Here is a 4,130-nt window from a genome sequence, read left to right on the forward strand (position 1 = left end):
CTGATGAGCGATAGCGGTCAGCGGCCAGTAAAGGCCGTCATCGCGGCATGGTTTTAGCCGCGATCCAGTTCGCTGTTTTCTGTTTGTTAAAGATGATTCATTTTACCTAAAACGCATGTTAATATTCAAATTGAGACGGGTCAATCGAAAACTACGATTTTTCCAAATTTATTTTTACATTTTTTTACAAAAAACAAACCGCCCTGGCGCGAGGCCAGAGCGGTTTTGTTTTTTTCTTGAAGAGTTGGCGACTTATTTGGTCAAGAATGGCTCACTCGTCGCCACGAGCAGGACCAGGTCTTTCAAGCCATAGCCCTGTGTTTTTAAATCGTTTACGATGCGATCCACTTCGGGGCGATCTGTGGCTTCCAATGTGCGTCCGGTCGCATAGGTGAGCATTTTTTCGGTCAGGCAACGGGCAAATTGATCTTTCTTTTGCATCAATATTTTCTTAAAGCCCACAAGGTTGTCGAATTTGCTGCCGTCAGATAGGACATCTGACGCATCTATTTTTGGTTTTTTGGGACCGTAACCATATCGCCACGCGCCTATGGGATTGAAATTTTCCAGTGCAAAGCCTATGGGGTCGATGTGGCGATGGCATTCGTTACAGGTGGCGATTTCGCGGTGGCTTGCCAGTTGCTGGCGAATGGTCGTCGATCCCCGAATGTCGGGTTCAAGTGGTTCGATATCGGGCAGGGGTGGCGGGGGTGGTGTGCCCAGTATGTTTTCCAATACCCATACGCCGCGCACTACTGGCGATGTTTCGATTCCGTTCGATGTTGCTGTCAATACACTGGCGTGTCCCAACAGGCCGCCGCGTTTGGGGTCGTTGAGTTTTACTTTGCGAAATTCCCTGCCCTCTACGCCTTCTATGCGGTATAACAAGCTCAGGTCGCGGTTGATGAAGGTGAAGTCCGAGTCGATGAAATGCGCGATGCTCATGTTTTTGTCCAGGATGTGCTGGAAGAAGGCGTGGGTTTCTTTTTTGATCGCGTCTTCGAGATGCGCCTGATAGTACAGTCGGAAATTGCGAGGGTCGGGCGGCATTTCGCCGATTTTGTACAGGGCCAACCATCGCTCTGTGAAGTTCTCTACAAATGCCTGCGCTTTTTCGTCTTTTAACATGCGATCGATTTGCGCGCGCAAGACGTCCGGTTTGTGCAATCGCTTTTTCTTTGCCAGCGCAAATAATTCTTCGTCGGGCATGGATGACCAGAGAAAATACGAGAGTTTGGACGCGAGGGCGTAGTCTTCTAATTGGCCTTCGTTTTCGTAGAGATAGAGGAAATTGGGCGAACACAAGATGGCTTTTAAGCCCATTGTGATGGCCTGAACGCGCGAGGCACCGGCTTTTTCTCGTTGTTCGACCAGTTGCAGGATGTGCGCGATTTCACTGTGTTTGACCGGGCGGCGATACGCGCGCGTGGCAAAGCGGGTCAGGATATCGCGCGGTTTGATTTTGTTGGGATCGCGCTTGCCAAAGATACTCGTGTGCGAAGGCGGGGGCCACTGGTCGTAAAGGGGACCTTCGATTTCGACTTTGTATATGCGAATGCTCGGTCCCAGATAGTTCATGACTGCGACTTCGGTTTGCCGATGTACGAGTTCCTGGTCTTCTCTCTGAGACAGTTTGCGCCGGTCTGTTTTGTCGTATAGCTGGGGATGATAACGCCTCAGAATGCTCCGCCAATAAAGGGAGATCGGTCCGTTTGGATAGGTGACGCGCGGCACGTAGGACTCGTCCAGATAGAGTTCGCGTTCGTAATCGCGGGGTTTGCCATCTGCGATCATTTCAAATTCGGCCAGTGTTATATCCGATGTGTTGCTCTGCCGCAGGTCGCCATAACGCCCGGATGCGGCGACAATGCCCAGGCGCATGGGTTCATTTTCGTCTGTTCGCAGTGCTTTGTCATAGGGGTGTTGCTGGTTGTGTGCAGATGCGCGAACGCGAACGCGGTACATTCCCGAATGCGGTACGCCTTTTCGGAATCTGTCGATGGACATATATCCCCAGCGGTCGTCGGGTCGGCGGAATATCTCGTCGTATCCCTGTTTCAAGCGGCGGCTCGCCGGTGTCAAAAATCCACCGGCCCCACGCATGATGGGAAAGGTGAATTCGTGTGTTTTCACTTCTGGCGGTGGGCCGGGCAATACAGCGCGTTGTACGATTTGATCGGCGGCGTCGAGATATTTTTCGACCAGGAAATCCGACATGACGAGGGTTTTGCCGATGTTGTCGAATCCGTGTTCTTCATCGTCCTGGGGAAATGCATCTGTGGGGTCGAATATGGTCATGTCCAGATGCAATAGATCCCGAATGGTGTTGCGGTATTCGTTCCGATTTAACCGGCGCAAGACCGTTTGTCCGCCCGTGCTTTCTTCGGCTTCGTAATGCGCTTTTAGCGAGGCGGTGATCCAGTCGATCACGGGCATCATTTCCGCGAGTTCGGGCTGCGGCTCTTCATAGGGCGGCATTAAGCCGAGGTTTAACATGTCGGCGATATTTTGCCACGTTAGCAATACATCTTCATTGTGAAAATCCAACGTGAGGGTGTCAAACCGCAGGTCTGCTTTTTGAAGCTCTGCGCCGTGGCATTTATAACATCGCTGCGCCAGAAACGTCCGCACGGTGTTTTTGTATGTCGCATCTCCTTCTGCCCAGGCAGTTGCTGAGAGAAAAATGCCGATCAGGAGGAATAGAACGCTTTTTTTCATTTTTATTCGAATCCTTTTAGCGTGCCGGTGCTCTGGCCAAAGTGATCGATTTCCAGCCCGAAATTTTGTAACATCGATAGGTACAGGTTGCTCAGTGGAACGCGCTGGGGCTTTGCTTCTGGGAATACCATGTGCTGCCCGTGTTTGAATCCGCCACCCGCGAGCAATATTGGCAGGTTTTTGTTGGAGTGCGAACTGCCGTTGCCCATGCCGCTGCCGGATAATACCATGGTGTGATCAAACAGGGTTCCCCCGGCGGGGTCTTCAATCGCTTTGAGTTTGTCGAAGAACAGGCCCAGGTGTTTCATCTGATATTTTTCTATTATTGTCAGGCCTTCCATGAGTTCGGGCAATTTGCCGTGGTGCGAGTACTTGTGGTAATTCGTGTTCAAGCCCAGGTCCGTGGTTTTGATCCCCTGGCCCACTTCCAGGGTTGCTACCCGCGTGGAGTCGGTTTGCAGTGATAGGGCAATGAGGTCGTACATCAAGGGCAGGGTTTCGACAAAGGGTCCATTTTCCGGCATTTCCATATTGACCTGGGGTTTGGGTTTGTCCAGCCACGCTTTGGACATGCCCAGCTTTTTCTCGACTGTGCGCACAGAGGTCAGATATTCTTCCAGTTTTTCCCGATCTCTTTGGCCCAGTTTGCGCTCAAAGGATCGCGCTTCGCCCATTACGGCGTCTAAGATGCTGCCGTGCTGCTCGAGTGCGATTGCACGCTGTTCTTTTTCTTGTGCGGTGGTATCTACAAAGAGTGCTTGGAATACTTTTTGGGGATTGTTAATTGGGGGTACCCGCACGCCCGTGCGCGTCCAGACCATTTCGCAGTGGCCATTGATGCTTACATTTAAGGAGGGAAACCGCGTGTTGACGCCCACGAATTCCGCGGCTTTTTGATCGATGCTGATGTTGCCTTCGGGCATCATTTTGGCGTCTTTGATGCGGATGCCGCTCAAGAATGTATGCGCGGTGCGGTGTCCGCCGGTTACGCCGTGGTCCAGGTTGGAAAAGATCGTAAAATTTTGTTGATGCGCTGATAGTGATTGCAGGAGGGAGGGGAGTGCGTAATTTGCACCGCTTCCCGTTGGGAAGAATCGCTCGGGGATCATTCCGAAGGGGTTGCCAATACATACCAGCCGCTTTGCGGCTTGTTCGCGGGCAAGGGCAAATGCCTGACTCGCAGCCCGCCCCACGGGGATCATGGCGTCTAAAAACGGCAATGCCAGACAAACACCTGCATTCCTGAGAAATGTGCGCCGGTTTAGGGATTTCATGGGAGGCTCCTTTTTTTGCGATTACAGTTACATTTATTCACATTTATTTACAATTATTTACAGTTATACTGATTATGAATCAAGGTATATAATAAATAACGAAAATTGTGGTCTATGACAAGAAAAATTATACAGGGC

2 protein-coding genes are annotated in these 4,130 nt (G+C 51.1%); both read right to left on the minus strand.

Annotated elements, in window-relative coordinates; all coding sequences use genetic code 11:
• Positions 1-252: 252 nt before the first annotated feature.
• A complete protein-coding gene (locus F4Y39_15790) occupies positions 253-2,718 on the minus strand; it encodes a DUF1592 domain-containing protein (protein ID MYC15184.1) in 2,466 nt (821 codons plus the stop codon).
• Positions 2,719-2,720: 2 nt separating this feature from the next.
• Complete coding sequence (locus F4Y39_15795) at positions 2,721-3,992, minus strand: DUF1552 domain-containing protein (protein ID MYC15185.1); 1,272 nt, start codon at positions 3,990-3,992, stop codon at positions 2,721-2,723.
• Positions 3,993-4,130 lie beyond the last annotated feature (138 nt).

Source organism: Gemmatimonadota bacterium (genome assembly GCA_009838845.1).
In the GTDB taxonomy this organism is placed as follows: domain Bacteria; phylum Latescibacterota; class UBA2968; order UBA2968; family UBA2968; genus VXRD01.

Coding starts and splice junctions, on each gene's coding strand:
- F4Y39_15790 (MYC15184.1), bottom strand. CDS start 2,718: ATGAAAAAAAGCGTTCTATTCCTCCTGATCGGCATTTTTCTCTCAGCA.
- F4Y39_15795 (MYC15185.1), bottom strand. CDS start 3,992: ATGAAATCCCTAAACCGGCGCACATTTCTCAGGAATGCAGGTGTTTGT.